Below are 25,025 nucleotides of genomic sequence, written 5' to 3'. Positions count from 1 at the left end.
AACTGCGCCTCCTGCATCTTCTTCTTTGCGAAAATACTCCACGGGGGTCCGGGGGTGTGAAACCCCCGGCGCTCTCCGCCCGCAGGCTCACCCCTCCCGCAACACGTCCGAGATCGCCGCCATCACCTCGCGCGGGTGGGTATAGGGCAACCCGTGGCCCGCCCCCGGCACCGTCACCTGCCGCGCGCTGCGGTTGAGCTGCGCCATCCGGCCCAGCGCCGCCAGCGGGATGATCGGGTCTTCCTCGCCCCAGATCGCCAGCACCGGCAGCTTCGTCCGGCCCAGTTGCCGGTGCACCGCCTCCAAGTCCTCGGTCAGCATGTGGCGCTGGCTCGACAGCACGGCGGGCAGGGTGCCGCGATAGCCCATCTCGCCGCGCATGCGCTGGACGATGTCGGGCACCGCCGAACTCACCGGCCCGGCGGGCCCCACGACGCGGCGATGGACCCCGGCGCCGAAAAGCCGGATCAGCCCGTCGCCCAGCACCGGCACCCGTTCGCAGAACTCCAGGAACCGGCCGAGGCGGTGGCCCAGCCCGGCCGGGGCGAGCAGCACCAGGCGGTCGACGGTCTCGGGATATTCGGCGGCAAAGGCGGTGGCGATCGCCCCGCCCATCGAATAGCCCATCAGGGTGATGCCGCCCGTCACCTCCTGATCGTCCAGCAGCTCGCGCAGCTGGCGCAGGAAGAAGGCGCTGTCCTGAACCCCGCCGGGCCGGTCGGAGAGGCCGCGGCCGTAAAGATCGTAGGTCAGCACCCGGAAGCCGAGATGGGCCAGCGCCCTGGCGATCGGCAGCCAGACATAGCTCGGCGTCGTCAGCCCGTGGACGCAGACGACGACGGGGCCGCGCGCCGGGCCGTGCCAGCGGTAGTAGGTCAGCCCGTCGCTGAGCTCGGCGAAATCGCCCTCGGCCAGCCGCCGCCCGCGCGCGTCGATCTCGGGCCGCAGCCGTTCGGCCAGCCAGGGCGCGGCGAGGATCAGCAGCAGGGCAAGGCCGAGGGCGGTCCAGATCATTTCCTGCGGGCAGCCTCGAGGATATATCGCGCGGTCATCAGGTCGAGATGGGCGCCGCCGCCGTTCTTGCTCAGGGTGATCTCGTCGGCATCGCGGCGGGCGAACTTGCCGCGCTCGATGTCGTAGAAATCGGCCAGCACCTCGGTGCGGTCGATCACGCCTTCCTCGATCGGGATCTTCAGCTCGCCGATATGGCCCATGGTCGTCGCCCGCGAATCGACGAAGATGCGGGCGCGCTGCAGCGTCTTGTCGTCGACCTCGCGCATCTCGGGCGTGTAGGCGCCGATCAGGTCGAGATGGGTGCCCTTCTTGATCCACGAGCCATGGATGATCGGCGCGGTCGACATCGTCGCCGTGCAGATCACGTCGGCCGAGCGCACCGCCCCTTCGAGATCGCGCACCGAGCTGACGCCGGGGATCTCGGCGGCCATCTCGGCCGCTTTCGAGAAGGTCCGGTTCCAGAGCAGGAACTGCGCCGCTGGGAAGGCCGAGCGATAGGCCTCGATCATCGAGCGGGCGACGGCGCCGGCGCCGACGATGAGGAAGAAACGGCTGTCGGGCCGGGCCAGCAGCTTGGCCGCCAGCAGGCTGTCGCCGGCCGTCTTCCACTTGGTCACGAGGTGGAAATCGACCAGCGCCTCGAGCTCGCCCGAGGTGTCGCTGAACAGGCTGACCGAACCGTTGACCGAGGGCAGGCCGAGCCCGGCATTGGCGGGAAAGATCGTCGCCGACTTCACCGCCAGCCCCATGCCGTCGATCCAGGCCGCGCGCGACAAGAGCTTGTCGCCCCCCCGGGTCAGCAGCGTGTCCTCGACCTGCGCCGGCGGCAGCTTGTGCCCCGCCAGCAGCGCCTCGGTCAGCCCGTCCCAGCTCAGCCGCTTCTCGGCTTCCGGCCCGATGATCTCGATGGTCATGGCAATGGTCCTTCCTTCTCGTCGAGCAGGCCCTCGTCCACCAGGCGCGCCGCCCAGCCCTCGGGGCCCTCGAACAGATGTGTGCGCCAGCCGCGCGCGGCCGCTGCCTCGATATTCTCGGCCCTGTCGTCGGTGAACAAGAGCCGATCCGGCGCGATGCCGCAATCTTGCTCGACCATGACATAGATTTCCGGCGCCGGCTTGATCACACCCATGTGACCCGAGATGTAGCGCCGATCGAACTCGCCCAGGAAATCGTGGTGCGCCTCGGCGAGGTCGAAAGTGCCGATGCCGAAATTGGTCAGGGCGAAGACCGGCATGCCGCGCGCCCGCAGCGCCCGCAGCAGCGCCACCGAACGCTCGATCACCGGCTGGGCGAGCTCGAGCCAGTTGTCGTGCCACATCCGGATCTCGGCGGCGAATTCGGGAACGGCCATGGCGGTCTCGTAGACCGTGTCGCGGAAATCGGCGCCGCAGTCGATCCGGCCGTTCATCGCGTACAGGTCAACCGTCTCGAACATCGCCCGGCGGCGGTCCTCGCCCACGACACGGTCGTAATAGCGTTCGGGCTGCCATTCGATCAGCACGTTGCCGATGTCGAAGATCACCGCCTCGGGTCTGGACATGGGGAACCCTTTCTACTGCTCTTTCAACGCCGCCCGCACCTCGCGCTCCAGCGCGTCGAGCAAGCGGCTGCGGTCGGCCTTGGAAAACGGCCGCCCGCCCCCCTGCCGGAACGGGTCGGCGGCGCGCAGGTCGGCCATCAGGTCGCGGGTCGCCAGGATCGTGCCGATATTGGCCGGGGTGAAGACCTCGCCGTTATGCTTCAGCGCCCGTGCCCCGGCCTCGATGCATTTCGCCGCCAGCGGGATGTCGCCGGTGATCACCACGTCGCCCTTGCCGACACGTTCGGCGATCCACTTGTCGGCCTCGTCCGGGCCGTCGGGGACGAAGACCATCTCGACCAGCGGATTGGCCGAGGGCCGCAGCCCGCCATTCGAAACCATCTTCAGCGCCAGCCTGTGCCGCGTCGCCACCCGCTCGGCCTCGGCCTTCACCGGACAGGCATCGGCATCGACGTAGAGGGTGGTCATTGCCGCGCTTCAGCCGTAGAGCGCGTCGGCATGGAAGGCCACATGCTCTTCCATGAAGCTCGCGACGAAGAAATAGCTGTGGTCATAGCCCTTCTGCATCCGTAACTGCGCCGGCTGGCGCCGGGTCGCGATGGCCGAGATCAGCGCCTCGGGCTGCAGCAGGTCGATGAACTGGTCCGAGCTGCCCTGGTCGATCAGCATCGGCCCGTCGAAGCCGCGCTCCTTGACCAGCAGCGTCGCGTCATGCGCCGCCCAGGCGGCCTCGTCCTCGCCGAGATAGGCCGAGAGCTGCTTGCGGCCCCAGTCCGAGGCGGTCGGATGGGCGATCGGCGCGAAGGCCGAGACCGAGCGGTAGCGGCCCGGATAGCTCATCGCCAGCGTCAGCGCGCCGTGGCCGCCCATCGAATGGCCGGTGATCGCCTGCCGCTCCTCGTCCAGCTCGAAACCGTGGAACAGCACTCGCGGCAGCTCCTCGGCGACATAGTCCCACATCCGGAAATGCGACGCCCACGGCGCCTGCGTCGCGTTGACGTAGAAGCCGGCGCCCTGGCCGAGATCGTAGGCGGGATCGTCCGCCACGCCCTCGCCCCGCGGCGAGGTGTCGGGGAAGACCAGCGCGATGCCATGTTCGGCCGCCCAGGCCTGGGCGCCGGCCTTGGTCATCGCGTTCTCATGGGTGCAGGTCAGACCCGACAGGTACCACAGCAGCGGCACCGGCCCGTCCTCGGCCTCCCGGGGCAGGAACAGCCCGAAGGTCATGTCGCAGCCGCAGGCCTCCGAGGCGTGGGAATAGACCCCCTGCACGCCGCCGAAGGCCCGGTTTTCCGAAATCGTCTTCATCTTGCTCTCCTATTGTCCCGTCACCCAGGCGATCACCGCCGGCACGGTCAGGATGCTGACCACCGTCGAGATCAGGATCGAGGCCGAGACGCGCTGCGGCGCCACGCCGTAATGCTGGGCCAGAATATAGACGTTGCCGGCGACCGGAAGCGAGGCCGCGGCGATCATCACGCTGGCGGCGAAGGGCTCGACCGGGAAGATCAGCAGCGCGGCGATGGCCACCGCGCCGGGATGCATCACCAGCTTACAGAAGGACAGCCAGCCCGCCACCTCGATCCGCTCGGCCGATTTCGAGGCCAGCGAGGCGCCGATGGCGAACAGCGCCCCGGGCGTCGCCGCGCCGCCCAAGAGCCCCATGAAGTCATTCACCGGCCCCGGCACCGGCAGCCGCGTCGCCGACCAGATCAGCCCGGCGCCCATCGACACGATCATCGGGTTCTTCAGCAGCCCGATGCCCAGCACCTTGAGGATGCCGAAGGTCACCCGCCCGGTCCGCGCCGCGGTGATCAGCAAGGTGATCAGGCTGGAAAACACGATCAGGTCAACCGACAGCACCATCAGCACCGGCCCCGCCGCCGCCTTGCCCAGAAGCGCCGTCAGCATCGGCACGCCAAGGAAGCCGGTATTGCCGATCACCGCGCATTGCGCCTCGACCGCCGCCTCGGCCATCGACAGCTTGCGCGCGAACGCGACCGCGGTGGCCAGCAGGTAGACCGTGACACAGCCCGACAGGTAGGCGAGCGCGAAGGGCGTGCTGTAGATCTCGGACAGCGACAGGTTCGAGGCGAAGCGGAACAGCATCGCCGACAGCGCGAAGTAGAAGACGAACTTGGTCAGGTAGGCCGTTGCCTCTTCGCTGAAGAACCGCGTCCGCCCGGCCCAGTAGCCCAGGCCGATGAGGGCGAAGAACGGCAGCGTGCGCAGAAGAATGTCGATCATGTCGGCGCGCCTGCCCTTTCATCTTCACGGAAGTATCCTCGCCGAAGGCAAGAAAGTTCAGGTCCGGCCGGAAGATGCAAGACCCGCCGGCCGGATATTTTCGCAACGCCGAGAACTCAGGCGTCCCGCGCCTTCATCACCGTCAGAATCTCGGCCAGCGGCTTCTTGATCTTGGCCACCGCCGGCACCGTCGCATCCGCGGCGGGATAGCCCACCGGAAGGATCATCACCGCCTTCTCCTCGGCAGGGCGGCCGCAGAGCTCGGGCAGGAATTTCATCGGATTCGGGGTGTGTTCGAGACAGACCAGCCCGGCATGGTGAATGGCGGCGATCAGCATCCCCGTGGCGATGCCGACGCTTTCGGGCACGTAGTAATTCTTGTAGCGCTCGCCTTCCTGCGTCACCCCCCAGCGTTGGGCGAAGACGACGATCAGCCAGGGCGCGACGTCGAGATGCGGCTTGTCGGCACCGGTGCCGATCGGTTCGAGCGCCTTGAGCCACTCGTCGCCCGCCCCGCCGGAATAGAAGGCGCGCTCCTCCTCCTCGGCGGCGGCCCGGATCCGCGCCTTGATCGCCGGGTCCGAGATCGCGACGAAATGCCAGGGCTGGTGATTGGCGCCGGAAGGCGCGGTGCCCGCCGCCTCGATACAGGCGGCGATCACCTCTTCCGCCACCGGCGCGTCACTGAACTGGCGCACCGAGTGGCGCTTCTTCATGTAGTCGCGGAAGGCCCGCACCGCCGCCAGCGACTCCGCGGGCGGCATCTGCACCCGATCCGGCAGCGACAGCGGCCGGTATTCCACGTCATCCTTCGAATACATCGATCCTCCCTCTTCCGGGGGATCAACCGCCGCCGATCAGCGCCCCCGCGGCGAAGACCAGAGCACCGCCGACCACGACTTGCAAGGCCGCGCGGAAAAACGGCGTCTCCATGAACTTGTTCTGGATCCAGGCGATGGCCCAGAGCTCGATGAACACCACCGCCATGGCGATGAAGGTCGCGGTCCAGAATTCGGGGATCAGGTAGGGCAGCGCGTGGCCGAGGCCGCCGACCATGGTCATCACGCCCGAGGCGATGCCGCGCTTGATCGGCGAGCCGCGGCCCGAGATGACGCCGTCGTCATGCGCCGCCTCGGTGAAGCCCATCGAGATGCCGGCGCCGACCGAGGCGGCGAGGCCGACGAGGAAGGTCGTCCAGGTGTTGTGGGTGGCGAAGGCGGTGGCGAAGATCGGCGCCAGGGTCGAGACCGAGCCGTCCATCAGCCCGGCCAGACCCGGCTGGACCCAGGTCAGGATGAACTGGCGATGGGCGGCGCGGTCTTCCTCCTCGCGCGCGTTCTCGTCGAGATGTCTCTCGCCCAGTTCCTCGGCATGGGCGGTATGCCCCGCCTCGGCCGCGGCCAGGTCGCCGAGCAGCTTGCGCGTCGCGGCGTCCTGGGTCTGGGCGGCGGCGCGCTTGTAGAAGGCCTCGGCCTGGCGCTCCATTTCGGCCGCCTCGTCGCGGATCGTGTCGAGCCCGAGGTTTTCCACCAGCCAGACCGGCCGGCGGGCGTAGAAGCCGGCGACATGCTCGCGCCGCAGCAGCGGGATCACCTCGCCGAAGCGTTCGCGGTGCAGCTCGATCAGCCGGCGGCGATGCTCGTCCTCTTCCTTGGCCATGCCGTCGAAGACCTTGGCCGAGACGGCGTAATCCTTGCGCAGCCGCTCGGCATACATGCGGTAGATCTGCGCGTCGTCCTCTTCGGACGAGATCGCCAGCGCCAGGATCTCCTGCTCGCTGAGGTCGGAAAATCGGCGGCGGCTACTGACACCGGGGATCATCGCGGGGGCTCCTTGTTTAGAATGGTTCCAAACTACCAGCCCCTCCGCCAGATGCAAGACGCCGCGCCGCGCCACGGCGCCTCATTGTCGTCAGGTGACGTCCTCTGCTTGCCCGAACTGAACCGTCCAGTCTATGCTGGGTCAGCAGGGGAGGACGCAATGGCCGCGACGGCGGAAAAAGTCAAACGGGGGCGCAAGTTCGCCCAGGTTCTCGAAGGCGCGCGGCAGGTCTTCCTGCGCGACGGCTACGAGGGCGCCAATGTCGACGAGATCGCCCGCGAGGCCGGCGTCTCGAAGGCGACGCTCTACAACTACTTCCCCGACAAGCGGCTGTTGTTCCTCGAGGTCGCCAAGGCCGAATGCCAGCGCCAGGCCGACGAGGCGGTCGAGTTCGACGACGGCTCGGCCCCGCCCGACCGGGTGCTGTTCGCGGCGGGGCGGCGGATCGCCGATTTCGTCGTCTCGGATTTCGGCCAGGGCGTGTTCCGCATCTGCGTCGCCGAAAGCGACCGCTTCCCCGAGATCGGCCAGGAATTCTACCGCTCGGGTCCCGGCCTGGTGCGCCGGCGGCTGGCCGATTACCTGCGCGAGGCGGTGGCGCGCGGCGACCTGGAGATCGACGATATCGACCTCGCCGCCGACCAGTTCGCCGAGCTCTGCAAGGCCGACATCCAGACCCGGCGGGTCTTCCGCCTGCCCGGCTGCCGCAGCGGCGAAACGCTCGACCGTATCGTCCGCGGCGCCGTCGAGATGTTCATGGCGCGCTACGGGGTGAAGAAGGGCCAGACCAAGGCGTGACGTCTCAGGTCACGTCGCGCACTTCCCAGTGGTTGCCGGTGGTCTTGCGCAACTCGAACCGCTCGGTCTTGCGGATCAGGTCGGAGAGCTTGGCGCTGCCATAGCTGCGGGTGTCGAAATCCGGGTTGGCCTGGCTGATGAACTGGCCGATCTCGCCCAGCGAATACCATTCCTCGTCGCCGCCGATCGCCCGCATCGCCGCCACGATCAGCGGAATCGCGTTGCGGATCGGCTCCTTCTTCGGCGCCCCACCCGCCCGCGTCTTGCCGGCGCTTTCCGCCGCCCCGGCCGGCGCCGGTTCCTCGCCGCCGAGGTTCTCGACATAGATGAACCGCTTGCAGGCCATGCGGAAGGCCTCGGGCGTCTTCTTCTCGCCGATGCCGTAGACGGTCAGGCCCTGTTCGCGGATCCGCGCCGCCAGCCGGGTGAAATCGCTGTCCGACGACACCAGCACGAAGCCGTCGAACAGCCCCGAATGCAGGAAGTCCATCGCCGCGATCACCAGCCCGATGTCGGAGGCGTTCTTGCCCTTGGTATTGGCGAATTGCTGATCGGCGACAAGGCCCAGCGCGGCGACCTTCTCGGCCCATTTGTTCAGCCGGGTCGCCGACCAGTCGCCGTAGATACGGCGCACCGAGGCCTCGCCAAGGCTGGCGATCTCCTCGAAGATCGCCTCGGCATATTGGGCCGGGACGTTGTCGGCGTCGATCAGGACGCAAAGGCGGGGGGCGCGATCTTCGGCCATGGGGCTCCTTTAGCTTGTCTAGAGCGTCTTATACATCACCAGCGCGTCGACATAACCCTGCTCGGGATGATGGAAAGCCCCGCGCAGCCGGCCGGCGACCTCGAAGCCGTAGGATTTCCAGATCGAGACGGCGCGGTGATTGGTGGCGACGACGAAGTTGAACTGCATCGCCCGGAAGCCGCGCGACCGGGCGGTTTTCAACCCGTGTTCCAGCATTTTGCGGGCGACGCCGCGGCCACGGGCCGCGGGCGCGGTGACGAAGCCGCAATTGGCGACATGGGCCCCGCCCCCCTTCTGGTTCGGCGTCAGGTAATAGGTGCCCAGCGCCTCGCCGTCCTCCTCGGCGACGAAGACCGAATGCGGCGCCCCGAACCAGTAGCCCAGCGCCGCCTCGCGCGAGATGTCCCGGTCGATGCAATAGGTATCGCCGGCGCGGAAGACCGGTTCGAGCATGGCCCAGACCGTATCGGCGTCTTCTGTGAGAGTGGCGGGGCGGAGGGTGATCATGCGCGCGATCCTCGGCAAGTCTTCATGCCGGGCATCTTCCGCCAAGAACCGGGGAGGTTCAACTCGCAGCGCCCGTCCTGAATCACTTCTGCGGGATCGCGGGCCGGCCTACTTGGTCGCCGGGCAGGGCGCTGTGCCCTTGAGCTGGTCGGCGATGGTGTTGGCCAAGTTCATGTCGGGCATGGCCAGCCGGATCGTGCCGCCGGGGATCTTGCCGCGCAGCACCGGTGCGGTGATCTCCTTGCCGCAGACCGTGACATGGACCACGTCGCCGACATGGGCGGCGGTGAAGGCGGCGAACTCCCTGGTCGGCGCCGCGGCCATCTTGATGAAGACCTCGGGCGCCCGGCCCTCGGTGCGCAGCACCACCTGCATCTCGGCGGGGGCGAGCGCCATCCGCGCGCCCCCGGCCTGCATTTCCAGAACGGCGGCCGGCCCAGCGAGGGCTGGACCGGCGATCAGCGCCGCAACGAAGGCAAGCCGCCTCAATAGACGACGACCGAGCGGATCGACTCGCCGGCATGCATCAGGTCGAAGCCCTTGTTGATCTCGTCCAGCTTCAGCGTGTGGGTGATCATCGGGTCGATCTCGATCTTGCCGTCCATGTACCAGTCGACGATCTGCGGCACATCGGTCCGGCCGCGGGCGCCGCCGAAGGCCGTGCCCTTCCAGACCCTTCCGGTCACCAGCTGGAACGGCCGCGTCTGGATCTCGGCCCCCGAGGGTGCGACGCCGATGATGATCGACTGGCCCCAGCCGCGATGGGTGCATTCCAGCGCATCGCGCATCACCTTGACGTTGCCGGTGCAGTCGAAGCTGTAATCGGCGCCGCCGATCTGGTCGAACGGGGTTTTCGTCAGGTTGACAAGGTAGGGCACCAGGTCTTCGCCGATCTCGGTCGGGTTGACGAAATGGGTCATGCCGAAATGCTCGGCCATTGCCTTCTTGCCGTTGTTGAGGTCGACGCCGATGATCATGTCGGCGCCGGCCAGACGCAGGCCCTGGATCACGTTCAGGCCGATGCCGCCGAGACCGAAGACCACCGCCTTGGCGCCGATCTCGACTTTCGCCGTGTTGATGACGGCGCCGATGCCGGTGGTGACGCCGCAGCCGATATAGCAGATCTTGTCGAAGGGCGCGTCCTCGCGCACCTTGGCGACGGCGATCTCGGGCAGCACGGTGTAGTTCGAGAAGGTCGAACAGCCCATGTAATGCAGGATCGGATCGCCATCGAGCGTGGTGAAGCGGCTGGTGCCGTCAGGCATCAGGCCCTGGCCCTGGGTCGAGCGGATCGCGGTGCAGAGGTTGGTCTTCTGGCTCAGGCAGCTCGGGCACTCGCGGCACTCGGGCGTGTAGAGCGGGATCACGTGGTCGCCCGGCTTGACGCTGGTCACACCGGCGCCGACCTCGACCACCACGCCGGCGCCCTCATGGCCGAGGATCGCCGGGAACAGCCCTTCCGGGTCGGCGCCCGAGAGGGTGAATTCGTCGGTATGGCAGATGCCGGTGGCCTTGATCTCGACCATCACCTCGCCCGGTTTCGGGCCGTCGAGGTTCACCTCCATGATTTCCAGCGGTTTTCCGGCCTCAACGGCCACGGCGGCACGGGTGCGCATGCGATCTCTCCAAGCAAAAGAAGTCGCGGTCACCCTGTGCGAAACCGCCGGTATTTTCAACTCCACACCGACCGGGGCTTGCATGATCGCGACACCGGGCCGAAACTGGCGCCGAAGTCCGAAAGGGAGTGCGGAATGCACCGTTTGCTGATCCTCGGGATGGTTGCGCTGGCCGGCTGTGGCGGCGCCACCGTGGCCCGCAACGAAACCGGGGCCGAGGCGGTGCCGGCGAGCCCGGCCAGCTGCGGCGCCGGCCAGTTCCAGGACATGATCGGCAAGCACGAGGCCAACCTGCAGGTGATGACCCTGCCGCCGATGGTGCGGATCTACCAACAGGGCTCGCCGCTACGCGAGGCGCCCGATCCGGAGCGGCTGAACTTCGTCTTCGATAACCAGCGGATCATCCGGGCGGTGAATTGCGGGTAAGGCGGGCGGATACGCCGCAGCATCGCCGGTTCAGGGAAACCGCGAGATCATCTTCACCACTGCCATGAACAGCCTGGCCTGCTTCGAGCCCTGTATCTGAGGTCGCGCATCGAGCTAATGGCGCGGAACGCGCCTGCCATGGGGCGGGCGGACACGTGCCCGGCGTGAACGCCGGGCGGGGCGCTTGATCAGGGATGCACCTGCCAGAAGACGCAGGCGGACCATGGGACCTTCACCTCAGGCCACTCGCGCCGCTCAGACGGTCACCGCCCCGATCCCGCCCAGCACCATGTCGGTGACCAGGTCGGCATAATCCTCGCGGCTGATGCCGCGGCCCGGCCGGTGCCAGGTGTAGAACCAGTTGACCATGCCGAACACCGTCATGGTGACGGGCCACAGCCTCTCCGATCCGTCCAGTTCCGGGCGCATCGCCGCCAGCGCCCCGGACATCACCGTCACCAGCCGGCGCTGCAGCGCGATCAGCGGCGCCTGGCGCTCGGCCGGCAGGGTGCCCAGCGCGTCGAGCTGCAGCTTGTGCTCGGCATCGGCGTCGCGATAGGCCAGCAGGATCGCCCGGATCAGCGCCCGCAACCGCGCCTCGGGCGCGTCGCCGACATGGGCCGCCGCCGCGTCCTCGACCTCGGCGACCAGGGTCGAGAGATGCGCCTCGAGAATGTCGAAGAGCAGCGCCTCCTTGCTGTCGTGGTAATGGTAGATCAGCGCCTTCGATACGCCGCAGGCCTTGGCCGCGCCGGACATCGAGGCGCGGTCGAAGCCATGCGCGGCGAAATAGGCCGCCGCCCCCTTGCGGATCGCGGCGCGCTTCTCGTCATGGTCGCGGGCAACTCCTCTCGCCATGTCTAAGCCTTCGGCCGGTTGTCGACGATGCGCACGGCCTTGCCCTGGCTGCGCGCCACGCCGCCGGGATCGGTGATCTTGACCGCCACCGTCACCCCGACGCGCTGCTTGACCCGGTGCTGCAGCGTCGCGGCGGCGTGGGTGCGGGCGGCGGGGTCGGAATAGCCCTCGACCGCCTCGACATGGACCGTCATCGCGTCCATCCGGCCCTCGCGCGTCAGCTCGAGCTGGAAATGCGGCGCCAGTTCCGGCACCGCCATCAGCTGTTCCTCGATCTGGGTCGGGAAGATGTTGACGCCGCGCAGGATAATCATGTCGTCGGTGCGGCCGGTGATCTTCTCCATCCGCCGCATCGACCGGGCCGTGCCCGGCAGCAGCCGGGTCAGGTCGCGGGTGCGGTAGCGGATGATCGGCAGCGCCTCCTTGGTCAGCGAGGTGAAGACCAGCTCGCCGTCCGAGCCGTCGGGCAGCACCTCGCCCGTCACCGGGTCGATGATCTCGGGGTAGAAATGATCCTCCCAGATATGCAGCCCGTCCTTGGTCTCGACGCATTCGTTGGCGACGCCCGGGCCCATCACCTCAGACAGGCCGTAGATATCGACCGCATGCATATCGAACGCCTGTTCGATTTCCGACCGCATCGCGTTGGTCCAGGGCTCGGCGCCGAAGACGCCGACCTGCAGCACGCTGTCGCGCGGGTCGCGGCCCTGGGCGCGGTATTCGTCGAGGATCGACAGCATGTAGGAGGGCGTCACCATGATCGTCGTGGCCCCGAAATCCTCGATCAGCTGGACCTGGCGCGGGGTCATCCCGCCCGAGACCGGCACCACCGTCGCGCCCAGCTTCTCGGCCCCATAATGGGCGCCCAGCCCGCCGGTGAACAGCCCGTAGCCATAGGCGACATGGACGACGTCGCCCGGCCGGGTGCCGCTGGCGCGGAGCGAGCGGGCGACCATGGTCGCCCAGGTGTCGATGTCCTTCAGGGTATAGCCGACCACCGTCGGCTGGCCCGTGGTGCCCGAGGAGGCGTGCAGCCGCGCCACCTTCTGCCGCGGCACGGCGAACATGCCGTAGGGGTAGTGGTCGCGCAGGTCCTGCTTGACGGTGAAGGGGAATCTGGAGAGGTCCGAAAGTTGCTTGAGGTCGTCGGGATGGACCCCGGCGGCGTCGAACTTCTGCTTGTAGAACGGCACGTTGTCATAGGCATGGCGGAGCGACCACTTCATCCGCTCCAGCTGCAACGCCGCGATCTCATCGCGCGAGGCGATCTCGATCGGATCGAGATCCTCGCGCCGCGGTGTCAGATCCTTCATGGCCCCCTCCTCCCCTCAGACCGGTTTCAGGCCTTCTCGAGCATCAGCGCGATGCCCTGGCCGACGCCGATGCACATGGTGCAGAGCGCCCGGCCGGCATCGCGATGCCCCATCTCGATCGCCGCCGTCAACGCCAGCCGCGCACCCGACATGCCCAGCGGATGGCCCAGCGCGATGGCGCCGCCATTCGGGTTCACATGCTCGGCGTCGTCCGGCAGACCGAGCCGGCGCATCACCGCCAGGCCCTGCGCCGCGAAAGCCTCGTTCAGCTCGACGATATCAATATCACCGATACCGAGGCCCATGCGGTCAAGAAGTTTCTCGCTCGCCGGGGCCGGGCCGATGCCCATGATCCGCGGCGGCACCCCCGCCGTCGCCATGCCGGTGATCCGCGCCTTGGGGGTCAGGCCGTATCTTTCGACCGCCGCTTCCGAGGCGACGATCAGCGCCGCCGCGCCGTCATTGACGCCGCTGGCATTGCCCGCCGTGACGCAGCCGTTGTCGCGGAACGGGGTGTGCAGCGCGGCCAGTTTCTCCAACGTGGTCTGGCGCGGATGCTCGTCGGTGTCGACGACGCGCGGGTCGCCCTTGCGCTGCGGGATCGTCACCGGCGCGATCTCTTCCGCCATCCGGCCCGAGGCGATGGCCGCCGCCGCGCGCTCTTGCGAGCGCAGGGCGAAGGCGTCCTGGTCGGCGCGGCCGACGTTGAACTCCTCGGCCACGTTCTCGGCCGTCTCGGGCATCGAGTCGATGCCGTATTGCGCCTTGATCAGCTTGTTGACGAAGCGCCAGCCGATGGTCGTGTCGTAGATCTCGGCCTTGCGCGAGAAGGCGGCGTCGGCCTTGGGCATCACCAGCGGCGCCCGGCTCATGCTCTCGACCCCGCCGGCCAGCACCACCTCGGCCTCGCCCGTGCGCACCGCGCGCGCGGCCAGACCGACCGAGTCCAGCCCCGAGCCGCAGAGCCGGTTGACCGTCGCCGCCGGCACCGTGTCGGGCAGCCCGGCCAGCAGCACCGCCATCCGGGCGACGTTGCGGTTGTCCTCGCCGGCCTGGTTGGCGCAGCCGGCATAGAAATCGTCGATCGCCTCGCCCGGCAGGCCCGGAGCCTTCTCCATCACCTCGCGGACCACATGGGCCAGCATGTCGTCGGGCCGCACCGCCGCCAGCGCACCGCCGTAGCGGCCGATCGGGGTCCGCAGGGCTTCGCAAAGAAAGGCCTGTCTCATGCGCTCTCCGCCTCCTCGAAATGCTGTCCCTTGACCTGGCGCGAGGCACCACGGAACAGCGCCACCTGGCGCCCGTCGGCCCCGGTGACCGTGACGTCATAGATGCCCGAGCGCCCGCTGCGGCTGACCTCGACCGCCGTCGCCACCAGCGTTTCGCCGGGCTGACCCGGCGACAGGTAGCTGATCGAGTTGTGCTGCGCCACCACCAGCTGGTTGTAGCTGTTGCAGGCGAAGGCGAAGGCGCTGTCGGCAAGGGTGAAGATGAAGCCGCCATGGCAGATGCCGTGGCCGTTCAGGTGATGTTTCGCCACCACCATCGAGGTGACCGCCCGGCCCGGACCGACCTCGTCCAGCGTCATGCCAAGCCATTTCGAGGCGGCATCATCGGCCCACATCGCATCGGCGCTGCGGCGCGCCCGTTCCTCCGGTGTCATGCGGCTCCTCCCGACTGATTCGGCGATGCTGCACAAAACCGACCGGACGGTCAATAGTTCCCGTCCATGGACCCGGAACAAGGAAAGCCCCTGCCGATACGACAGGGGCGTCCTCGTTCCGCGGGAGGCTCCGGTGCCGCGGCGTGCTTGGGGGCTATGTAACACCTCGGCACCGGAATAGCGTCTCCCGCTACGAGGCCAGAATGGCGGCCAATCCGGGCGGCAACGCGATCCCGCCGCGACGGTTCGAAGGTGATTTTGCGGCGCGATGGGGAGATTCTGCGGCGCAATTCGGGCCGGAAACCCGGCCCGCGCTTGATTTGCGCGCCCGGCGGGCGCAATCTGGGGGCCATGACGGTGCAGCCCCCGACCCCCTTCCCGAACGCGCAACGACCCGTCGAGCAGGTCAGTTTCGACCGCCGCGAACTCGGTCTGATCCTCGGGCTCTACGGTCGGATGGTCGCAGCGGGCGAATGGCGCGACTACGGCATCTCCTGCCTGCGCGAGGCCGCCGTCTTCTCGATCTTCCGCCGCACCGCCGAACACCCGCTCTACCGCATCGAAAAGCGTCCCAGGCTGCGCAACCGCCAGGGCATGTATTCGGTGGTCGGCATGGACGGCCAAATCCTGCGCCGCGGGCACGAGCTGAAGACCGTCCTGCGGGTGCTTGAGCGCAAGCTGATCCGGCCGATCGACTGAGGCGGCAAGGCCGGGGGCCAGCCCCCGGACCCCCGGAGTATTTCCGCAAAGAAGAAATGGGCAGAGAGGCCCCTCCCATTTCATCTTCATCAAAATATCCCCCGCGGAGCGTCCCGTACCGGCCACCGGCGCGGCGCCGGGATCAGGGCGCCGCCGCCAACACCCGCTTGCGCGCCGTCACCGGGCCTTCGCCCTGGGCCGCGATCCGGTCGATGGCGGCCTGCAGCCCCTCGAAGGCCACCGCCATGTCATGGCCGTTGGCGTGGAGGATGCGGTCGGGGCCGGCGACCAGCGCAACATGGCCCTTCCAGAACAGCAGGTCGCCCCGGCGCAGCTCTTCGCCGGCATCGAGGGGGCGGCCGAAATCCTCCTCCTGCAGGTCGCTGTCGGCGGGACAGGGAATGCCGCAGGCGAGGAAGGCGGCCTGGACGAGGCCGGAGCAGTCGATCCCCTGCCGCGTGTCTCCGCCCCAGAGATAGGGCGTGCCGAGGAAACTCTCGGCCACCCGCACCGGGTCGGTGGCGCGGGCGCTCAGCGGGCTGATGTGGGGGGCATAGACGAAGCCGCCGCTGTCGGTCTCGGCGAACTTGCCGTGTTCGGCGACGATGGTCAGCCGCGATCCCAGCGACAGCGGCGCCAGCTCGCGCTGCTTGATGTCGGGCGCGGGGTAGAGATGGCTGGCGGGGGCGTGGAGCCAGTGGCTGGCATGGCCGTCCGGGCCCAGCGCGCCGGTGGCGACATAGCCGACATAGCCGTCGCGCTCGGCCCGCAGGTAAGCATGGCCATCGACCGCGTCCAGCACCAGCACCCGCTCGCCGAACAGCAGCTGGCGGTCGCGCGGGCCGTGCGGGCGCGACAGGATGTCGGCGACCGGGACGGTCACCCGCTGCCAGTGGCCGCGGACGTAGCGTTCGGCCTCGACCTGGCCGCGCAGCGACTCGTGGGCGACGCGGCCGTTGGCGGGGGTGAGGCGGCGGTCCATGCTACAGCCCCAGCAGCTGCGGCAACGCCTCGAACAGCGCCCGGGCGCCCTGGCCCACGCCGCCCTTGGGCCGGGCCGGGGCGGCGGCCGGCTGGTGGCCGTAGATGTCGAAATGGATGTAGCGCGACGCCTCGACGAAGCGGCGCAGGAACAGCGCCGCGGTGATCGAGCCGGCGAAACCGCCCGCGGGCGCGTTGTCGAGATCGGCGATGCCCGGTTCGATTATGCTCTCGTAAGGGTCCCAGAACGGCATCCGCCAGACCGGGTCGCGCACCGTTGCCGCCGCCCCGGCCAGCGCGACGGCGATGTCGTCGTCATCGGTGTAGAACGGCGCCAGGTCGGGGCCGACGGCGACCCGGGCGGCGCCGGTCAGGGTGGCCATCGAGACCACCAGGTCGGGCTTTTCCTCATCCGCCAGCGCCAGCGCGTCGGCCAGCACCAGCCGTCCCTCGGCATCGGTGTTGTTGACCTCGACGGTCAGGCCCTTGCGGCTGGTCAGGATGTCCTTGGGCCGCATCGCCTCGCCCGAGATCGCGTTCTCGACCGCCGGGACCAGCACGCGCAGCCGCAGCTTGAGCTCCTGCGCCATGATCATCCGGGCCAGCCCCAGCACGGTGGCCGCGCCGCCCATATCCTTCTTCATCAACAGCATGCCCGAAGCCGGTTTGATGTCGAGTCCGCCGGTATCGAAGCATACCCCCTTGCCGACCAGCGTCAGCTGCGGGCCGGTGCCGCCCCAGCGCAGCTCGATCAGCCGCGGGGCGCGGGCCGAGGCGCGGCCGACGGCGTGGATCATCGGCAGGTTCTCGGCCAGCAGTTCGTCGCCGCGGATCGCGCGGAGGTCGGCGCCGAACTCGGCGGCAAGGACGACGGCGGCGGCTTCGAGCTCCTCGGGGCCGAGATCGGAGGCCGGGGTGTTGATCAGGTCGCGGGTCAGGGCCTCGCCGGCGGCGATGGCGGCGATCCGGGCGGTGTCGACACCCGCCGGAGCCTTGAGCCGCGCCGCCTGCGGCTCGCCCGCCTTGTAGCGGTCGAAACGGTAGCCGGCGAGCAGCCAGCCCAGCGCCGCCTCGTCCCGCGCCGCCGGATCGAGATCGCCGGCGATCTGCCAATTGCCCGCCGGCAGACCCGCCGCCGCCTTGGCGATCAGGAAACGGTCGCGCGCCCGGCTTTTCGCATCCGCGGCCCCGAACACCGCGCCGGCAAGGCCACCCTCGCCCGGCAGCAGCCGCAGCTCGCCCGGTTTGGCCTCGAAGCCGGTGGCCCTGAGCCACTCCGCCACCGCCGGCGGCTGGTCCTTGAGCCAGGCCGCGAGCCCGTCGCGGGCGACGAGGTGGAGCGGCAGGGCGGGGCTGTCGGGATCGGCGAAGGCGGGAATCGAGGGCATGGCAGGCTCGCGTCGTGAGGGATTGCGTCGCCGGCCAGCCTAGAACGCAATGACGGGCGGGAAAACCGGTTTCCCGGCCCGTTCGGGAACGAAGCGCAGCAGGGGCGCAGGGCATGGGAAGGGACCGGGGGCGCGGGATCAGACCGACAGGCTGCGCAGGTCGGATTCGGCGGCCAGGACCCGTTCGCCGATGCGCCGCAGCCGGGCCCAGGTTGCGGCGAGCGCGGTGGCGTCGCGCCGGTCGAGGCAGAGCAACACCGCGGCGGCGGCCTGGGCGAGACCGGCCATCCCGACATGGCCGGCCAGCCGCTGCAGGGCCGCCAGATCGGCGGCGAAGGCGCGCGGCGCGGTTCCGGCGTAATGCGCCCGCAAGCCCTCCATCAGCCGCGCCAGGTCGCGCAGGGTGACCTGCAGCAACTGTTCCAGCGCCTCCGGCCCCAGCTCCTCCCGCAGTGCGAGCAGTCGCTCGGGGTCCAGCCAGGGGCCCGCGCAGGGTCGCAATTGGGCGGGTTGGCAGCTCATCCGTCCTGTTCCCTCGGGGTGATCCCGGCCAGTAGTGACGGCAACAGGTGAAGAAAAGGTTGATGCGGACCAACAAAGCCCTCGATCATTGGCCGAATGCGCCCTAGAGAGAACGCCCAGAACAGGTAAGGAGACGTGACATGCGCCACGCCAGGCCGCTTCCCACCTATCTGGTGCAGCGTTACCACGGCTGGAAGGCTACCGCCTATCACGAGAACAAGGCCTGGTACCGCCGCCTGGCCAAAGAGGGCCAGCACCCCCGCGCCATGGTGATTTCCTGCTGCGACAGCCGGGTCCATGTCACCTCGATCTTCGGCGCCGACCAGGGCGAGTTCTTCATCCACCGCAACATCGCCAACCTGGTGCCGCCGCACAAACCCGATGGCGACCTGCACGGCACCTCGGCGGCGCTGGAATACGCCGTCAACGTGCTCAAGGTGGCGCATATCGTGGTGATGGGGCATTCGAACTGCGGCGGCGTGAAAGGCTGCTACGACATGTGCTCGGGCCATGCGCCCGAGCTCGAGGAACAGGCGAGCTATGTCGGTCGCTGGATGGACCTGCTGCGTCCGGGCTACGAGCGCACCGCCGAGATCGCCGATCCGGCCGAACGCACGCGGGCGATGGAGCGCCAGGCGGTGCTGGTCAGCCTGGAAAACCTGATGACCTTCCCCTTCGTGCGCGAAGCGGTCGAGGGCGAGGTGATGACGCTGCACGGGCTGTGGAACGACATCGGCGAGGGCGACCTGGAGTGCTACGACCCGGCGAAAGGGGATTTCGTCCGGGTCTGAGACGGGGCTTCGACCGGCTCGATCGGGGCCGCGTCATCGACAGAAAAAGAGGCCAGGATCCTGCACATCGCCGGATCCTGGCCTCCAGAATGTTGAACCGGGGTTAAGCTCAGCCCTTATTCAGGCAGCGCTTGCCCAGCGTTTCGGCGATCTGCACCGCGTTCAGCGCCGCGCCCTTGCGCAGGTTGTCGCTGACGCACCACAGGTTCAGACCGTTGTCGATCGTCGAATCCTGCCGCACCCGGCTGATGAAGGTGGCGAAATCGCCGACGCATTCGACCGGCGTGACGTAGCCGCCATCCTCGCGCTTGTCGACGACCATCACGCCCGGCGCCTCGCGCAGGATGTCGCGCGCCTCGTCCTCGTCGAGGAACTCCTCGAACTCGATGTTGATCGCTTCCGAATGGCCGACGAAGACCGGCACGCGGACGCAGGTCGCGGTCAGCTTGATCTTCGGATCGACGATCTTCTTGGTCTCGGCGACCATCTTCCATTCCTCCTTGGTCGAGCCGTCTTCCATGAAGACGTCGATATGGGGAATGACGTTGAAGGCGATCTGCTTGGTGAACTTCTCCGGCGCCTTTTCCTGGCCCGGCACATACATGCCCTTGGTCTGATCCCAGAGTTCGTCCATGCCCTCCTTGCCGGCGCCCGAGACCGACTGGTAGGTGCTGACCACCACCCGCTTGATCCTGGCCCGGTCATGCAGCGGCTTGAGCGCCACCACCATCTGCGCGGTCGAGCAGTTCGGGTTGGCGATGATGTTGCGCTTGGCATAGCCGTCGACGGCCTCGGGGTTCACTTCCGGCACGACCAGCGGGATATCCGGCTCGTAGCGGTAGAGCGACGAGTTGTCGATCACCACGCAGCCCGCCGCCGCGGCCTTCGGCGCATAGGTCTTGGTCGGGCCCGAGCCGATGGCGAAGAGCGCGATGTCCCAGCCGGCGAAGTCGAACGTGTCGAGGTCCTTGGTCTTCAGGGTAGTCTCGCCAAAGCTGACCTCGGTGCCCAGCGACTTGCGCGATGCCAGCGCCGCGATTTCATCGACCGGGAACTGGCGCTCGGCCAGGATGTTCAGCATTTCGCGGCCCACGTTCCCCGTGGCGCCGACGACGACGACCTTATAGCCCATCAGGACCTCCTATCTATGTCTTGTTGGCAAAGACGCCGCCACTTAACGCAATCGCGCCTGACATTAAAGGGGTATCCGGGGGCCTCGCCCGCCGGAACGGCGGATTTCGGGGCCGGCCCGCCACAGCCCGCAAGCTGCCCCGGAGCGAGGATCAGTCGACAATGATCGGGCGCTGGTCCTCGGGCAGCAGCGCCGGCGGCGCGGCGCCGCCGACCGGGTCGGCCAGCAGCGTCTCGGCCTGTGCCGGATCGTCCTGCACCATCGCCCAGAGCTGGCGCATGTCCGCCTCGAAGCGCGCGTCCTCGATCGCGCCGGCATCGCGCAGCTTCTCCAGCTCGCGCATGACCTCGACCGCGTATTCGGACAGCTTCGGCATCTCGGCCGCGCCGTCGTCGGAGGCGGCGCTGGCGCGCACGGCATGGGCGAAGGCGAACAGGACCACCTGCGAAAGCGCCTCGCCCGCCGCGACGCCCTTGGCCATGCGGTCGCCGATCAGGGCTTCGCCGGCCAGGGTCAGCTCCATCCCGAGCACGCCGAGCATTTCGCGCAGCCCGTCGAGGATCTCGGGATCGACCCCGGCGCTCAGCGTCGGGCCGGCGTCGTCCATCGGCACGCCGCCGAGATCCTCGGTGTAATCCGCGTTCGACACGCGCCGCGGCGCGGGACGGCGGCGGGCGGCGACCGGACGGGGCGGCGCTGCGCGCGGCGCGACATCGTCGTCGGCCGGGGCCTCGGCCGGTGCGGCGGCGTCGGCGACAGGAGCGGGAGCGGGAGCGGCGGGGGTGACCTTCTCGGGCGCGGCGTCCAGCGGGGCGGCCGCTGCCAGCCCGGCCGCAGGCGCCGGCGCTTGCGGGACGGCTTCTTGCACGGTTTCCGGCACCGCGGCCGGCGGCACGGGGGCCTCGGTGGCGGGCGCCTCTGCGGGCTCCGGCGCTGCTTCAGGCGCGGCGGCGACCTCCGCCGGGGGTGCGCCGGCGGGTCCCTCCACCGCCTCTGCCGCCACCGTCGGACGCAGCATCACCATGGGCCGGGCACCGAACAGACGTTTGAAGAAGGACGGCCGGCGCTCGAACTCCTCGACCAGCCCAAGCTGCTTCAGCCGCACCAGCGGCCGCGCCACCTCGACCCCCTGGCCCCGCGCGGTGACCGAAAGCGCACTCCGCTCGACGGGTCCCTGCGTGGCATGGATTTGCCTGATGACGGCCAGGAGGTCGAACTCGGCCCGGTCCAGCTGTTTGTCCTGCATGATGCCCTCACATGGAAGCGGGAGGGCCGCGTCGCAGATTGGGCTCGGAAGGTCAATAAGCCATCGCGTGAAGACGCGGGCTTCCGCCCATTCCGCGCGGCCCCGAACAGCCGGCCCAACGCGTTCATGAACGCCCGTTCACCGTCCGGAACCGGAACGCCTGCCAGGCAGGTCGCCATCGCGGAGACCTGCCCGGGCCATGGTCGGCGGCTGCCGCCTGCCCCCTCTTGCCGACCCGGCCTAGATCGGCTGCGAGCTGAGAATGATCGGGCCGCCGGGACGCATGGTGAAGGTCAGGTTGGGGGCCAGGACAGGATGGTCGGTCATGCCGAACCGCACACGCCTGAGAACCGAGGCCAGCAGCACCATGATCTCGGTCTCGGCATATTGCGCCCCGATGCAGATGCGCGGGCCGTCGCCGAAGGGGATATATTGGCCGCGCGGGTATTTCTTGTTCTCGAGGAACCTTTCCAGGCGATATTCCTCCGGCTTGTCCCACAGCACCTCGTTGCGGTGCAGCGAGTAGACCGGGAACATGATGACATCGCCCTTCTTGAAGGTGACGCCGTCGATCTCGGTGTCTTCCGTCGCATCGCGCGCGAACAGGGCCCCGGCGGGATACATCCGCAGCGTTTCCCGGACATGGGCGCGCAGCTTGGGCATCTCGGGCAGGGATTCGAAGGTGATCGGACCGGACGGCCGGACCGACAGAACCTCCCTGCGGATCTCCTCCTGCACCTCCGGGTGCGCCGCGAGCAGGTAGAGCCCCCAGGCAATCGTGTTGGCCGAGGTCTCGTAGCCGGCGGCGACGAAGGTCAGCAGGTTGTCGATGGTGGTGTCGAGTTCCTCGCGATCGGTTTCCAGCGCCTCGATCAGCAGGTCGAGAAAATCCTCCGCCTCTTCGTGCCGCTGCGCCTGGCGGGTCTCGATGACGCTGCGGGTCAGCGTCCGCGCATATCTGATCGCCGCCTTGCTGCGCAGCCATTTCAGCCGCGGCACCCATTTCGGCAGCCCCATCAGGTCGAACAGCGACATATAGCTGATATAGGCGGCGAACATGCGCATCCCTTCGCGCACGTCTCGCTTGGCCACCGCTTCGTTGCCCGAGAACATGACGCGCGAGATATTCGTCAGCGTCGCCTCCTGGGCCGCATCCGCGACATCCACCTCGCCATTCGCCTTGGCAAAGAATTCCGCCAGCTCGTCACCCGTTCCGGCGAAATGGCTCGTCAGGATCGGAAGATGACGGGCGGCAAAGAGCGGCGCATAGCGGTGCCGCTGTTCACGCCACTTTTCACCTTCCGCCAAAATCATCCCATTGCCGACGACAGGGCCGATGACATTGCGCGTGAATTGCGATTTCGGGAAGCGGCGGCCGACACCGGCCAGCAGCTCCGTGACCATGTCCGGATCGCAGACATAGTGAATATTGGCCGGCCCGCGAAGATAGGTCTGGGTTCGCGTCGCGTCGGGAATGACCGAGAATATGTTCTTTCCCGCCTTGCGGGCAAAGTCGATCAGCCCGATATCGCCCGTCGCCAGTTCCGCCGCAACCAGTTTCGGCCGGTTGGGTTCTTCCAATGTGCGCTCTATCGCAATTGCCTGCTCTTCCACCAATTCGCCCCTTGTCAGTCTCGACGTCATGCTTGACGCGCCGAGCGCGTATTCCCGACCTGCTCACGCCTCGATGAATTGGCGCATGATACCAGATAGAGTATTTCGACAGGCCGCTCTGCCCTTCCTTGTATGCCATACTGGGGGGCAGTGCGCACCAATCATCTACACTGAGGAAGGCGGGAAATGACCGGCCGGGCCCCTTCGCCCGGGAAATGCGCGCCTGCGCGCCCGGATCGGCTTGGTGCGCCCCGAAAGCCCCCGGCAAGGAGGCGTGGGCGAAGGGCGCGTGGCCGGCCCCGGGCCGGGTGCCGCCAGACCGGCAACGGGGCGTCCGCTCCGGTTTGCCCATCGCCGAACACCTGGCCCAGCGAAAGGCCATAAACGGCCACGTTCCTGCCCACATGACGCATTAGCCCGTTCGGCGGCGCGCGAAACAGGCCGGGCATCGACGGCCCCGGATCGCGCGGCCGTTCGTTTTTTTCGCACCCAGTGCGAGCCAGGTATGGGAGGACACGCATGACAGCTGATCTATTGGTCACAGCTCATTACGCCGATGACGCCGACACGATGTTCGAACGCGCGAGCAGCTTTGCGGATCTGGTCGAGATGACCCGCGGCATTTCCACTTACAAGGGGCTGCCCGCGCTGCCGATGGTCGCCGGCAGGACCTACAAGACCGATATCAAGGTGTTGGGCCTTTTCAGGTGCGATGGCTACGAGATCAAGATCCAGAACATCGACCGCGAAGGGCGCCGGCTACAGAGCAGCGAGTCCAACGAGAAGATCAAATCGTGGCGCCACTCGGTCGAAGTCCGTCCGTGCGAGAATGGCTCCATCTGGACGGATCGCATCGTCATTGACGCCGGCGTGCTGACGCCGCTTGTCGCCCGGTACGCCCAATTCATGTATCGCTACCGGCACCGGCATCGCAAGGCGACTTCAATCCAGTCGGTTCTGAAAAGATCCTGCCGGACGCTCGATGCCAAGCTGCCGATGTTTTTCCCCGCCGATTGAGCATTTCGCCGGACGGGATTCAGCAGTTGGTTTGCCGATCGCATCGCGCGGTCGGCAATCAACCCGGCCCGCACGGGGCCGGGCCATCTCCGCTGCGCCGAGAGGCCGACCGGAGAGGCCGGACCGTTTGCGTTTCAGGCCGCCTTGTCCAGAAATCGCGGCGAGGTTGCACCTAGCGTCGCCGAATCTCTGACATCAGCGCCTCGTACGATGCCTCTCCAATGGAAGCTCTCGGCGATGCCAGGCAGAAGAACTTGACGCGCGAGCTCGCCATCCTCGGCGTTGTTCTCGACAGATGCGGCCGCTGTTTGCGAAGCGCCTCATCGGCGCCGTGCAGAATTATGCCGGACCAATAGCCGATCACCCAGCCCCCCAGGTAATCCTCCGGCAGATCGTCGATATGCTCGCATGCGATCGCGGCGACATCTGTCGGTATTGCGGCTTTCCTGGCCTCGCGGTTGAAAATCTGCTCGCCGGAGCTTTTCGCCCCGGGATTCTCGTCATAGCCAAAGGCGATGGCCATCAACAGAAGCGCGATTGCACCAAGAGTCACAACAACGGAGATGGCGCCGGTCGAAGTCAGTCTCATTGCCCGGAATTTCACTGGGGGCTCGGCTTTCTGCCCCATTTGGTAAATACGTTAGCCCACCATTGAAAACTTCAAAACGCACAGGGCGGCCTTGTCAACACCTGTTGCCGGCCGGCCTTCGACGGCCGCATCGTGAACGCGGGGCGTGACAGCCGGCGCGGGCGACAGAAACCGATCCGGCCCGGTGCCGCGGATGGCCCGCGGTTCATGGCTTCGCTCCAAATGCAGGCCATTGATCACCGTTTTCGTGCCGGAACGTTGCCACATGTTGCGACGAGCGCCCGGGCAGATGCGGCTCCGTCCACGATGCCGGAGCCGGCGAAGGGTCACGAGGCCTTCTTGCGCGCCAGGGATTGGGCCGCATAGACCAGAATTGCCGCGCCACCGCGCCCAGCGCCGCGATCCCGAGCAAGGCGATCACGTCGACCGGCCCGCCGATATCGCTGAAATGCGAATGCGTCTGACCTGCCACGGGTCTTTCATCCAGCCGTGACCGGA

Annotated in this window: 29 protein-coding genes; 5 read left to right on the top strand and 24 right to left on the bottom strand. The window is 67.9% G+C overall.

Annotation, left to right across the window (positions count from 1 at the left end):
* Positions 1 to 87 precede the first annotated feature (87 nt).
* From ACFOES_RS02380 to mbfA, 8 genes are all read right to left on the bottom strand, one after another.
* Complete coding sequence (locus tag ACFOES_RS02380) at positions 88 to 1,014, bottom strand: alpha/beta fold hydrolase (protein ID WP_377831560.1); 927 nt, start codon at positions 1,012 to 1,014, stop codon at positions 88 to 90.
* Positions 1,011 to 1,928 carry an ornithine cyclodeaminase family protein gene (locus tag ACFOES_RS02375; RefSeq protein WP_377831559.1) on the bottom strand — a complete coding sequence of 306 codons (918 nt, stop codon included), beginning with the start codon at positions 1,926 to 1,928 and terminating at the stop codon, positions 1,011 to 1,013. The genes ACFOES_RS02380 and ACFOES_RS02375 overlap by 4 nt, the downstream gene beginning before the upstream one ends.
* A complete protein-coding gene (locus ACFOES_RS02370; RefSeq protein ID WP_377831558.1) occupies positions 1,925 to 2,554 on the bottom strand; it encodes an HAD family hydrolase in 630 nt (209 codons plus the stop codon). The genes ACFOES_RS02375 and ACFOES_RS02370 overlap by 4 nt, the downstream gene beginning before the upstream one ends.
* A 12-nt stretch (positions 2,555 to 2,566) precedes the next feature.
* A complete protein-coding gene (locus ACFOES_RS02365; RefSeq protein ID WP_377831557.1) occupies positions 2,567 to 3,022 on the bottom strand; it encodes a YaiI/YqxD family protein in 456 nt (151 codons plus the stop codon).
* Positions 3,023 to 3,031: 9 nt separating this feature from the next.
* Positions 3,032 to 3,862: an S-formylglutathione hydrolase gene (gene fghA / locus ACFOES_RS02360; protein ID WP_377831556.1), complete on the bottom strand. Its 831-nt coding sequence runs from the start codon at positions 3,860 to 3,862 to the stop codon at positions 3,032 to 3,034.
* 9 nt (positions 3,863 to 3,871) lie between these two features.
* On the bottom strand, positions 3,872 to 4,801 hold the full coding sequence (locus ACFOES_RS02355) for an AEC family transporter (protein WP_377831555.1): 930 nt from the start codon (positions 4,799 to 4,801) through the stop codon (positions 3,872 to 3,874).
* A 116-nt stretch (positions 4,802 to 4,917) separates the two neighbouring features.
* On the bottom strand, positions 4,918 to 5,622 hold the full coding sequence (locus ACFOES_RS02350; protein ID WP_377831554.1) for a nitroreductase family protein: 705 nt from the start codon (positions 5,620 to 5,622) through the stop codon (positions 4,918 to 4,920).
* A 22-nt stretch (positions 5,623 to 5,644) separates the two neighbouring features.
* Positions 5,645 to 6,622 (bottom strand): iron exporter MbfA, encoded by a 978-nt coding sequence (mbfA, locus tag ACFOES_RS02345; RefSeq protein ID WP_377831553.1) that lies wholly within the window; start codon positions 6,620 to 6,622, stop codon positions 5,645 to 5,647.
* Positions 6,623 to 6,781: 159 nt separating this feature from the next.
* Here mbfA and ACFOES_RS02340 point away from each other — a divergent pair, with 159 nt between their 5' ends.
* Positions 6,782 to 7,420 carry a TetR/AcrR family transcriptional regulator gene (locus tag ACFOES_RS02340; protein WP_377831552.1) on the top strand — a complete coding sequence of 213 codons (639 nt, stop codon included), beginning with the start codon at positions 6,782 to 6,784 and terminating at the stop codon, positions 7,418 to 7,420.
* A gap of 4 nt (positions 7,421 to 7,424) precedes the next feature.
* Here the strand turns inward: ACFOES_RS02340 and ACFOES_RS02335 are convergent, their stop codons facing one another.
* The 4 genes from ACFOES_RS02335 to ACFOES_RS02320 all read right to left on the bottom strand — a co-directional run bounded on the left by ACFOES_RS02335 (position 7,425) and on the right by ACFOES_RS02320 (position 10,288).
* On the bottom strand, positions 7,425 to 8,165 hold the full coding sequence (locus tag ACFOES_RS02335) for an NYN domain-containing protein (RefSeq protein WP_377831551.1): 741 nt from the start codon (positions 8,163 to 8,165) through the stop codon (positions 7,425 to 7,427).
* Positions 8,166 to 8,183: 18 nt separating this feature from the next.
* Entirely contained in the window at positions 8,184 to 8,672 is a 489-nt protein-coding gene (locus ACFOES_RS02330) for a GNAT family N-acetyltransferase (RefSeq protein ID WP_377831550.1), read from the bottom strand.
* A 108-nt stretch (positions 8,673 to 8,780) separates the two neighbouring features.
* Complete coding sequence (locus ACFOES_RS02325; RefSeq protein ID WP_377831549.1) at positions 8,781 to 9,068, bottom strand: hypothetical protein; 288 nt, start codon at positions 9,066 to 9,068, stop codon at positions 8,781 to 8,783.
* Positions 9,069 to 9,157: 89 nt separating this feature from the next.
* Positions 9,158 to 10,288, bottom strand: a complete 1,131-nt coding sequence (locus tag ACFOES_RS02320; protein WP_377831548.1) for an S-(hydroxymethyl)glutathione dehydrogenase/class III alcohol dehydrogenase — start codon at positions 10,286 to 10,288, stop codon at positions 9,158 to 9,160.
* Between the two features lie 135 nt (positions 10,289 to 10,423).
* On the opposite strand from ACFOES_RS02320, the gene ACFOES_RS02315 reads away from it, so the two are divergent.
* Positions 10,424 to 10,714, top strand: coding sequence for a hypothetical protein (locus tag ACFOES_RS02315; protein WP_377831547.1), 291 nt, complete (start codon positions 10,424 to 10,426; stop codon positions 10,712 to 10,714).
* A 255-nt stretch (positions 10,715 to 10,969) separates the two neighbouring features.
* Here ACFOES_RS02315 and ACFOES_RS02310 read toward each other — a convergent pair whose 3' ends face one another.
* From ACFOES_RS02310 to paaI, 4 genes are read right to left on the bottom strand one after another with little or no spacing between them, the layout of a single operon-like run.
* Positions 10,970 to 11,572 carry a TetR/AcrR family transcriptional regulator gene (locus tag ACFOES_RS02310; RefSeq protein ID WP_377831546.1) on the bottom strand — a complete coding sequence of 201 codons (603 nt, stop codon included), beginning with the start codon at positions 11,570 to 11,572 and terminating at the stop codon, positions 10,970 to 10,972.
* 2 nt (positions 11,573 to 11,574) lie between these two features.
* On the bottom strand, positions 11,575 to 12,885 hold the full coding sequence (gene paaK, locus ACFOES_RS02305) for a phenylacetate--CoA ligase PaaK (protein WP_377831545.1): 1,311 nt from the start codon (positions 12,883 to 12,885) through the stop codon (positions 11,575 to 11,577).
* 26 nt (positions 12,886 to 12,911) lie between these two features.
* Complete coding sequence (pcaF, locus tag ACFOES_RS02300; protein WP_377831544.1) at positions 12,912 to 14,114, bottom strand: 3-oxoadipyl-CoA thiolase; 1,203 nt, start codon at positions 14,112 to 14,114, stop codon at positions 12,912 to 12,914.
* Positions 14,111 to 14,548, bottom strand: coding sequence for a hydroxyphenylacetyl-CoA thioesterase PaaI (paaI, locus tag ACFOES_RS02295; protein WP_377831543.1), 438 nt, complete (start codon positions 14,546 to 14,548; stop codon positions 14,111 to 14,113). Before paaI ends, pcaF begins: the two co-directional genes overlap by 4 nt.
* 351 nt (positions 14,549 to 14,899) lie before the next feature.
* On the opposite strand from paaI, the gene ACFOES_RS02290 reads away from it, so the two are divergent.
* Positions 14,900 to 15,247, top strand: a complete 348-nt coding sequence (locus tag ACFOES_RS02290) for a DUF2794 domain-containing protein (RefSeq protein ID WP_377831542.1) — start codon at positions 14,900 to 14,902, stop codon at positions 15,245 to 15,247.
* Between the two features lie 142 nt (positions 15,248 to 15,389).
* Here ACFOES_RS02290 and ACFOES_RS02285 read toward each other — a convergent pair whose 3' ends face one another.
* The 3 genes from ACFOES_RS02285 to ACFOES_RS02275 form a co-directional block, all read right to left on the bottom strand.
* Positions 15,390 to 16,229 (bottom strand): C40 family peptidase, encoded by an 840-nt coding sequence (locus tag ACFOES_RS02285; protein ID WP_377831541.1) that lies wholly within the window; start codon positions 16,227 to 16,229, stop codon positions 15,390 to 15,392.
* 1 nt (position 16,230) lies between these two features.
* On the bottom strand, positions 16,231 to 17,616 hold the full coding sequence (locus ACFOES_RS02280; protein ID WP_377831540.1) for a leucyl aminopeptidase family protein: 1,386 nt from the start codon (positions 17,614 to 17,616) through the stop codon (positions 16,231 to 16,233).
* 138 nt (positions 17,617 to 17,754) lie between these two features.
* Complete coding sequence (locus ACFOES_RS02275; RefSeq protein ID WP_377831539.1) at positions 17,755 to 18,138, bottom strand: hypothetical protein; 384 nt, start codon at positions 18,136 to 18,138, stop codon at positions 17,755 to 17,757.
* Positions 18,139 to 18,278: 140 nt separating this feature from the next.
* Here ACFOES_RS02275 and ACFOES_RS02270 point away from each other — a divergent pair, with 140 nt between their 5' ends.
* Complete coding sequence (locus tag ACFOES_RS02270; RefSeq protein WP_377831538.1) at positions 18,279 to 18,929, top strand: carbonic anhydrase; 651 nt, start codon at positions 18,279 to 18,281, stop codon at positions 18,927 to 18,929.
* 109 nt (positions 18,930 to 19,038) lie between these two features.
* Here ACFOES_RS02270 and ACFOES_RS02265 read toward each other — a convergent pair whose 3' ends face one another.
* The 3 genes from ACFOES_RS02265 to ACFOES_RS02255 all read right to left on the bottom strand — a co-directional run bounded on the left by ACFOES_RS02265 (position 19,039) and on the right by ACFOES_RS02255 (position 22,888).
* Positions 19,039 to 20,061, bottom strand: a complete 1,023-nt coding sequence (locus ACFOES_RS02265) for an aspartate-semialdehyde dehydrogenase (protein ID WP_377831537.1) — start codon at positions 20,059 to 20,061, stop codon at positions 19,039 to 19,041.
* A gap of 151 nt (positions 20,062 to 20,212) precedes the next feature.
* The gene (locus ACFOES_RS02260; protein WP_377831536.1) at positions 20,213 to 21,307 is read right to left on the bottom strand and encodes a hypothetical protein; all 1,095 of its coding nucleotides are present in this window, start codon (positions 21,305 to 21,307) and stop codon (positions 20,213 to 20,215) included.
* 240 nt (positions 21,308 to 21,547) lie between these two features.
* Positions 21,548 to 22,888: a cytochrome P450 gene (locus tag ACFOES_RS02255; protein WP_377831535.1), complete on the bottom strand. Its 1,341-nt coding sequence runs from the start codon at positions 22,886 to 22,888 to the stop codon at positions 21,548 to 21,550.
* Positions 22,889 to 23,440: 552 nt separating this feature from the next.
* Between ACFOES_RS02255 and ACFOES_RS02250 the strand changes: the two genes are divergently transcribed.
* Entirely contained in the window at positions 23,441 to 23,938 is a 498-nt protein-coding gene (locus tag ACFOES_RS02250) for a hypothetical protein (RefSeq protein ID WP_377831534.1), read from the top strand.
* A gap of 172 nt (positions 23,939 to 24,110) precedes the next feature.
* On the opposite strand, the gene ACFOES_RS02245 is transcribed toward ACFOES_RS02250, so the two are convergent.
* Both ACFOES_RS02245 and ACFOES_RS02240 read right to left on the bottom strand, forming a co-directional pair.
* On the bottom strand, positions 24,111 to 24,527 hold the full coding sequence (locus tag ACFOES_RS02245) for a hypothetical protein (protein WP_377831533.1): 417 nt from the start codon (positions 24,525 to 24,527) through the stop codon (positions 24,111 to 24,113).
* 205 nt (positions 24,528 to 24,732) lie between these two features.
* On the bottom strand, positions 24,733 to 25,025 hold a 293-nt coding region (locus ACFOES_RS02240), incomplete at its 5' end, for a DUF5368 family protein (RefSeq protein ID WP_377831532.1).

The sequence above is a fragment of the Acidimangrovimonas pyrenivorans genome (assembly GCF_042643245.1).
In the GTDB taxonomy this organism is placed as follows: domain Bacteria; phylum Pseudomonadota; class Alphaproteobacteria; order Rhodobacterales; family Rhodobacteraceae; genus Acidimangrovimonas; species Acidimangrovimonas pyrenivorans.
This window is presented reverse-complemented; position numbering and strand designations above follow the sequence as displayed.

What these genes read in the sequence shown, in the direction of transcription:
- ACFOES_RS02380 (WP_377831560.1), bottom strand. Translation starts at nt 1,014, where the DNA reads ATGATCTGGACCGCCCTCGGCCTTGCCCTGCTGCTGATCCTCGCCGCG.
- ACFOES_RS02375 (WP_377831559.1), bottom strand. Translation starts at nt 1,928, where the DNA reads ATGACCATCGAGATCATCGGGCCGGAAGCCGAGAAGCGGCTGAGCTGG.
- ACFOES_RS02370 (WP_377831558.1), bottom strand. Translation starts at nt 2,554, where the DNA reads ATGTCCAGACCCGAGGCGGTGATCTTCGACATCGGCAACGTGCTGATC.
- ACFOES_RS02365 (WP_377831557.1), bottom strand. Translation starts at nt 3,022, where the DNA reads ATGACCACCCTCTACGTCGATGCCGATGCCTGTCCGGTGAAGGCCGAG.
- fghA (WP_377831556.1), bottom strand. Translation starts at nt 3,862, where the DNA reads ATGAAGACGATTTCGGAAAACCGGGCCTTCGGCGGCGTGCAGGGGGTC.
- ACFOES_RS02355 (WP_377831555.1), bottom strand. Translation starts at nt 4,801, where the DNA reads ATGATCGACATTCTTCTGCGCACGCTGCCGTTCTTCGCCCTCATCGGC.
- ACFOES_RS02350 (WP_377831554.1), bottom strand. Translation starts at nt 5,622, where the DNA reads ATGTATTCGAAGGATGACGTGGAATACCGGCCGCTGTCGCTGCCGGAT.
- mbfA (WP_377831553.1), bottom strand. Translation starts at nt 6,622, where the DNA reads ATGATCCCCGGTGTCAGTAGCCGCCGCCGATTTTCCGACCTCAGCGAG.
- ACFOES_RS02340 (WP_377831552.1), top strand. Translation starts at nt 6,782, where the DNA reads ATGGCCGCGACGGCGGAAAAAGTCAAACGGGGGCGCAAGTTCGCCCAG.
- ACFOES_RS02335 (WP_377831551.1), bottom strand. Translation starts at nt 8,165, where the DNA reads ATGGCCGAAGATCGCGCCCCCCGCCTTTGCGTCCTGATCGACGCCGAC.
- ACFOES_RS02330 (WP_377831550.1), bottom strand. Translation starts at nt 8,672, where the DNA reads ATGATCACCCTCCGCCCCGCCACTCTCACAGAAGACGCCGATACGGTC.
- ACFOES_RS02325 (WP_377831549.1), bottom strand. Translation starts at nt 9,068, where the DNA reads ATGGCGCTCGCCCCCGCCGAGATGCAGGTGGTGCTGCGCACCGAGGGC.
- ACFOES_RS02320 (WP_377831548.1), bottom strand. Translation starts at nt 10,288, where the DNA reads ATGCGCACCCGTGCCGCCGTGGCCGTTGAGGCCGGAAAACCGCTGGAA.
- ACFOES_RS02315 (WP_377831547.1), top strand. Translation starts at nt 10,424, where the DNA reads ATGCACCGTTTGCTGATCCTCGGGATGGTTGCGCTGGCCGGCTGTGGC.
- ACFOES_RS02310 (WP_377831546.1), bottom strand. Translation starts at nt 11,572, where the DNA reads ATGGCGAGAGGAGTTGCCCGCGACCATGACGAGAAGCGCGCCGCGATC.
- paaK (WP_377831545.1), bottom strand. Translation starts at nt 12,885, where the DNA reads ATGAAGGATCTGACACCGCGGCGCGAGGATCTCGATCCGATCGAGATC.
- pcaF (WP_377831544.1), bottom strand. Translation starts at nt 14,114, where the DNA reads ATGAGACAGGCCTTTCTTTGCGAAGCCCTGCGGACCCCGATCGGCCGC.
- paaI (WP_377831543.1), bottom strand. Translation starts at nt 14,548, where the DNA reads ATGACACCGGAGGAACGGGCGCGCCGCAGCGCCGATGCGATGTGGGCC.
- ACFOES_RS02290 (WP_377831542.1), top strand. Translation starts at nt 14,900, where the DNA reads ATGACGGTGCAGCCCCCGACCCCCTTCCCGAACGCGCAACGACCCGTC.
- ACFOES_RS02285 (WP_377831541.1), bottom strand. Translation starts at nt 16,229, where the DNA reads ATGGACCGCCGCCTCACCCCCGCCAACGGCCGCGTCGCCCACGAGTCG.
- ACFOES_RS02280 (WP_377831540.1), bottom strand. Translation starts at nt 17,616, where the DNA reads ATGCCCTCGATTCCCGCCTTCGCCGATCCCGACAGCCCCGCCCTGCCG.
- ACFOES_RS02275 (WP_377831539.1), bottom strand. Translation starts at nt 18,138, where the DNA reads ATGAGCTGCCAACCCGCCCAATTGCGACCCTGCGCGGGCCCCTGGCTG.
- ACFOES_RS02270 (WP_377831538.1), top strand. Translation starts at nt 18,279, where the DNA reads ATGCGCCACGCCAGGCCGCTTCCCACCTATCTGGTGCAGCGTTACCAC.
- ACFOES_RS02265 (WP_377831537.1), bottom strand. Translation starts at nt 20,061, where the DNA reads ATGGGCTATAAGGTCGTCGTCGTCGGCGCCACGGGGAACGTGGGCCGC.
- ACFOES_RS02260 (WP_377831536.1), bottom strand. Translation starts at nt 21,307, where the DNA reads ATGCAGGACAAACAGCTGGACCGGGCCGAGTTCGACCTCCTGGCCGTC.
- ACFOES_RS02250 (WP_377831534.1), top strand. Translation starts at nt 23,441, where the DNA reads ATGACAGCTGATCTATTGGTCACAGCTCATTACGCCGATGACGCCGAC.
- ACFOES_RS02245 (WP_377831533.1), bottom strand. Translation starts at nt 24,527, where the DNA reads ATGAGACTGACTTCGACCGGCGCCATCTCCGTTGTTGTGACTCTTGGT.